Below are 3,397 nucleotides of genomic sequence, written 5' to 3'. Positions count from 1 at the left end.
GGCGCGTAGCGCGGCATCGACCGGCGCCTCGGCGGGCACGGTGGGCGGCTCGCGCGTCATCGCCGCCTCGACGGCCAGGCCGCGCAGGCCGGCGCGGCGCTCGGCGGCGAGTCGGAGCACGTCGCGCTCCGCCACCATGCCGATCAGGCGCCCATCGCGGCATAGCACGGGGATCGCGCCATAGCCGGTCGCGGCCATCAGCCGCGCGGCCTCGGCCAACGGAGTCTCGGGCGTGGTCCAGGGGGTGGGCTGGACATGGCGATCCAGCAGGGCGGCAACGACCATGTGGCGGGAGCCCCTCCGTTCGGGATGGTGCCTGCCTGCCTCAACCGAGGTGGCCTTTAGACCCCTCGGTCACGATGTTGCAATGCGAATTCGGCGTGACGGTCGGCGGCGTTGCCGGCGCGTGACAACCCTGCCCATACTCGTTTCTCAGGCAATCAAGGCAAGGAGGCTGCCATGTCGATCTTCATCGGACGCCGGGCGCTCGCGCGCGGCGGCATTGGCATCGCGCTCGCCGCGCCGGCGGTGCGCACCGCCTCGGCGCAGACCACGCTGGAATTCGTGGCGGGCTCGCTCGGCGGCGGCTGGTACACCATGGCCGCGGGGCTCGCCGCCCTGATCCGGGAGGAGAACCCCGACATCCAGGTGCGCGTGGTGCCCGGCGGCGGCCTCGCCAACCCGACGCGCGTGGACAACAACCAGTCGCAGATCGGCTGGGGCATCGACGCCTTCTCGGCCGCCGCGGTGCAGGGCGTGGAGCCATACAACCGCAAGCATGAACGGATCCGCTGCCTGGGCACCGGCTATTCGCCGACGGAGCACCACATGCTGCGCCACACTGCGGCGGGGCCGGAGGACATGCGCGCCATCCTGACGCAGCGCGGCCTGCGCATCGGCACGGCGCAGCGCAGTGCCACGGACGAGATGACGCTGCAGCGCATCCTGCGCTTCCTCGGCACCAGCCCGGACAAGATCCGCAGCGAGGGCGGGCGCTACCTGACCGCGTCCTACGCCGACGTCGCCTCCGCCTACAATGACGGGCAGGTGGACTACGTCTACGTGGCGCTCGCGAAGCCGGCGGCGATGATGACGGAGGTCGCGCAGGGCCGCCGCGGCGGGCGCCTGGTGGCCTTCCCGGACGATGTGCGCCAGCACCTGATCCAGACCTACGCGTATGACCAGGGCATGATCCCGGCCGCGACCTATCCGCAGCTGCAATCGGCCGACGTGCCGGTGACGACGATGGACAGCGTCATCCTGGTCAATGAAAGCGTCTCGGCCGAGGTGGTGCAGAAGATCACCGCGACGCTGATCAAGAACCGCGGCCAGCGGCTCGCCAACATCCACGCCAGCATGGCGGGCTGGACGCCGCAGCATGCCGTGACCTATCGCGGCGTGGCCTTCCACCCCGGCGCGGCGGCGGCGTTCCGCGCGGCGGGCGTGAACCCGCCGGCCTGACGACGGGCCGGGGGGCGTGCGGGAACTTTCGGGCTGGCTCAGGGGCGCGGTCACGCTGTGGCTCGCGGGCTGGGCGGCGGTGCATCTCTATTTCGGCGGCTTCGGCTTTCCCGAGCCGATCGGGATGCGCTCGCTGCACCTGCTCGTCTTCACGCCCCCGCTCTTCCTGCTCTACCCCGCCTTCGCGACGCGTTCCCCGGCGCACAGGCCGAGCCTTTTCGACTGGGCCTGGGCGACGGCCTCGGCCGCGCCGCATCTCTGGGTCTTCGTGAACGCCGGCCCGGTCGCGGACCGCATGGAGTATGTGGACGAGTTCACGCCGCTGATGATGGCGCTCGGCATCACCTGCCTCGTGACGATGCTGGAGGCGATCCGCCGCGCGGTCGAACCCGGCCTTGCCTGGATGGTGGCGGGCTGCATCCTCTACATGTTCGTGGGCCACCATTTGCCGGGCGTGCTCAACACGCGCGTCTTCACCACGCCAGAGATCGTCGAGGCCGCCTGGCTCGTGCCGACGGCGGGCGGCGTCTATGGGCCGCTGACCGGCATCGTCGCGACCACCATCGCGGTCTTCATCCTGTTCGGCGCCTTCATGCAGGGCAGCGGGACGGGGCGGCTGTTCTCCAACCTCGGCGCCGCCGTGGCCGGGCGCTACACCGGCGGGCCGGCCAAGGTCGCAGTCATCACCTCCGGCCTGTTCGGGACGATGAGCGGCTCCTCGGTCTCCAACGTCATCACCACCGGGGCCATGACCATCCCGCTGATGGTCAAGGTCGGCTACCGCCCGGCGGTGGCGGGCGGGATCGAGAGCGCATCCTCCGTCGGCGGCGCGCTGATGCCGCCGGTGATGGGGGCGGCGGCCTTCGTGATGGCCGAGATCACCAACATCCCCTACGGCGACATCCTCGTCGCCGCGGCGATCGGCGCGGTGCTGTACTACTTCGCCATCCTCGCCGCCGTGCATTTCGAAGCGAAGCGCGCGGGCATGGAGCCGATGCCGCTGTCGGACATCCCCGCCTGGCGGGAGGTGCTGGCGGACGTGCACCTGGTGCTGCCGATCGGCGTGCTGGTCTACCTGATGATGGAACGCTGGTCGGGCAACTACGCGGCCTTCTGCGCGACGCTCGCCATGGTCGGCGTCTCCCTGCTGCGGGCGCGCACGCGCATGGGCTGGCGCGCGGTGCTGGCGAGCCTCGAGGCCGCGGGGCTGACCATGGCGCCGCTCGCCGTGTCCATCGCGGGCGCGGGCGTGGTGGTCTCGGCGCTGACCGCGACGGGGATGGTCGTGGCCTTCGGCGGCATCATCAAGGAACTGGCGGACGGCAATCTCGGCCTGCTGCTGGTGCTGGTGGCACTCACCGTGCTGGTGCTCGGCCTCGGCATCCCGACCACGCCCTCCTACATCATCGCCGCGGCGATCGGCGTGCCGGCGATCCTGGAACTGGGCCGGCCGCTCGGCGTGGACATGCTCCAGGCGCACATGTTCACCTTCTATTTCGCGGTGATCGCGGATGCGACGCCGCCCGTGGCCGCGGCCGCCTTCGCCGCCGCCGCCATCGCCAAGGCGGGCCCCACCATCACCAGCGTGCACGCGACGCGCTTCGGCATCGCCGGCTTCACCGTGGGCTTCGCCTTCATCTACGACCCGGGGATCATGCTGCGCGGCGGCATCGTCGCGATCGTCACCGCGACCGCGATCCAGGTGGCGGCGCTGACGCTCATCACCTCCGCCTATGCCGGCTTCCTGCTGCGCCCGATGGGGCGCGTGCTGCGCGTCGCGCTGGGCATCGCGGGGCTGGCCGCGGCCTTTGCGCATGTGCTGCCGGACTGGCAGCGGCTGGTGCTGGGCGTGGGTGCGCTCGCCGCGGTCGCGGCCTGGCAGCGCTTCGGCATGCCGGTCCGCCGCACCGCCTGACGCCGGGGCCGGCGCGCGGCC

General features: G+C 71.6%; 3 protein-coding genes. 2 read left to right on the top strand and 1 reads right to left on the bottom strand.

The window, feature by feature from the left end; translation table 11 throughout:
- Positions 1–285: CBS domain-containing protein (locus tag HW577_RS22800; protein ID WP_198378406.1), on the bottom strand; the 285-nt coding region annotated here is incomplete at its 3' end.
- A gap of 174 nt (positions 286–459) precedes the next feature.
- On the opposite strand from HW577_RS22800, the gene HW577_RS22795 reads away from it, so the two are divergent.
- Both HW577_RS22795 and HW577_RS22790 read left to right on the top strand, forming a co-directional pair.
- Positions 460–1,461, top strand: coding sequence for a TAXI family TRAP transporter solute-binding subunit (locus HW577_RS22795; protein WP_198378405.1), 1,002 nt, complete (start codon positions 460–462; stop codon positions 1,459–1,461).
- Between the two features lie 16 nt (positions 1,462–1,477).
- Positions 1,478–3,376: a TRAP transporter permease gene (locus tag HW577_RS22790; protein WP_198378404.1), complete on the top strand. Its 1,899-nt coding sequence runs from the start codon at positions 1,478–1,480 to the stop codon at positions 3,374–3,376.
- Positions 3,377–3,397 lie beyond the last annotated feature (21 nt).

The organism is Neoroseomonas rubea (genome assembly GCF_016106015.1).
Lineage (GTDB): Bacteria > Pseudomonadota > Alphaproteobacteria > Acetobacterales > Acetobacteraceae > Neoroseomonas > Neoroseomonas rubea.
This window is presented reverse-complemented; position numbering and strand designations above follow the sequence as displayed.

What these genes read in the sequence shown, in the direction of transcription:
- HW577_RS22795 (WP_198378405.1), top strand. Translation starts at nt 460, where the DNA reads ATGTCGATCTTCATCGGACGCCGGGCGCTCGCGCGCGGCGGCATTGGC.